General features: G+C 53.6%; 1 rRNA gene. It reads right to left on the bottom strand.

The window, feature by feature from the left end:
• Window positions 1-23: 23 nt before the first annotated feature.
• Window positions 24-1,194, bottom strand: a 23S ribosomal RNA gene (locus SIK97_RS00940); the annotation flags it as partial.

Genomic DNA, 1,194 nt, shown 5'->3' with positions numbered 1-1,194 from the left:
CGCCAAAACATCTTCGGCGTTGTAAGGTTAAGCCTCACGGTTCATTAGTACCGGTTAGCTCAACGCATCGCTGCGCTTACACACCCGGCCTATCAACGTCGTCGTCTTCAACGTTCCTTCAGGACCCTTAAAGGGTCAGGGAGAACTCATCTCGGGGCAAGTTTCGTGCTTAGATGCTTTCAGCACTTATCTCTTCCGCATTTAGCTACCGGGCAATGCCATTGGCATGACAACCCGAACACCAGTGATGCGTCCACTCCGGTCCTCTCGTACTAGGAGCAGCCCCCCTCAATTCTCCAGCGCCCACGGCAGATAGGGACCGAACTGTCTCACGACGTTCTAAACCCAGCTCGCGTACCACTTTAAATGGCGAACAGCCATACCCTTGGGACCTACTTCAGCCCCAGGATGTGATGAGCCGACATCGAGGTGCCAAACACCGCCGTCGATATGAACTCTTGGGCGGTATCAGCCTGTTATCCCCGGAGTACCTTTTATCCGTTGAGCGATGGCCCTTCCATTCAGAACCACCGGATCACTATGACCTGCTTTCGCACCTGCTCGCGCCGTCACGCTCGCAGTCAAGCCAGCTTATGCCATTGCACTAACCTCCTGATGTCCGACCAGGATTAGCTGACCTTCGTGCTCCTCCGTTACTCTTTAGGAGGAGACCGCCCCAGTCAAACTACCCACCAGACACTGTCCGCAACCCCGATTAGGGGCCCACGTTAGAACACCAGCCATTAAAGGGTGGTATTTCAAGGATGGCTCCATGCAGACTGGCGTCCACACTTCAAAGCCTCCCACCTATCCTACACATCAAGGACCAGTGTTCAGTGTCAAGCTATAGTAAAGGTTCACGGGGTCTTTCCGTCTTGCCGCGGGTACACTGCATCTTCACAGCGAGTTCAATTTCACTGAGTCTCGGGTGGAGACAGCCTGGCCATCATTACGCCATTCGTGCAGGTCGGAACTTACCCGACAAGGAATTTCGCTACCTTAGGACCGTTATAGTTACGGCCGCCGTTTACCGGGGCTTCGATCAAGAGCTTCTCCTTACGGATAACCCCATCAATTAACCTTCCGGCACCGGGCAGGCGTCACACCGTATACGTCCACTTTCGTGTTTGCACAGTGCTGTGTTTTTAATAAACAGTTGCAGCCAGCTGGTATCTTCGACTGATTTCAGCTCCA

It is taken from the genome of Klebsiella sp. JN_Kp126 (assembly GCF_033843325.1).
Lineage (GTDB): Bacteria > Pseudomonadota > Gammaproteobacteria > Enterobacterales > Enterobacteriaceae > Klebsiella > Klebsiella michiganensis.
The sequence above is the reverse complement of the archived record's forward strand: the minus strand, read 5'-3'. Positions and strand labels throughout refer to the sequence as shown.